General features: G+C 66.7%; 1 protein-coding gene. It reads right to left on the reverse strand.

Annotation, left to right across the window (positions count from 1 at the left end):
• Positions 1 to 222 (reverse strand): hypothetical protein (locus tag HK439_RS26555; RefSeq protein ID WP_190294478.1); only part of this gene is annotated, 222 nt, incomplete at its 3' end.
• Positions 223 to 396 lie beyond the last annotated feature (174 nt).

A 396-nucleotide genomic window follows, 5' to 3' on the forward strand; every position in this document is an offset into this window, starting at 1 on the left:
CCCCGGCACCGCACGCAGCGCGGTGGCCAGCGCGGCGTGGGTGCCCACGGTGGATTCCACCGCGGCGCGCAGGCGCAGCGGCTCCAGAGCGCCATCGATGCGAGTCCGAAGTTCCAAGGTCAATACTGCGGCGCAAGGGTCCGAACCGGCGATCGACAGCAAGGCCCGTTGTTCAGGGCTGAGGGGAAAGGTGGGTTCGACGAGATCGGTCAAGGTGGACATCATTTCAATCCGCGAGCGAAGAGACAACGGAAGGGGAAACCGCCATGTCGGTGGAAGGCGTTCCGGACCGTTCGCCGGGCTGCGACTGCAAGGCCGCGCGGTCGTACATGGCCCCCATCGCGACGACGATCTTTCTGGGGCCTTCGTACGGGTCGCGTGCATGCGCTGCCAGCA

It is taken from the genome of Roseibium aggregatum, assembly GCF_014692675.1.
GTDB lineage: Bacteria > Pseudomonadota > Alphaproteobacteria > Rhizobiales > Stappiaceae > Roseibium > Roseibium aggregatum_C.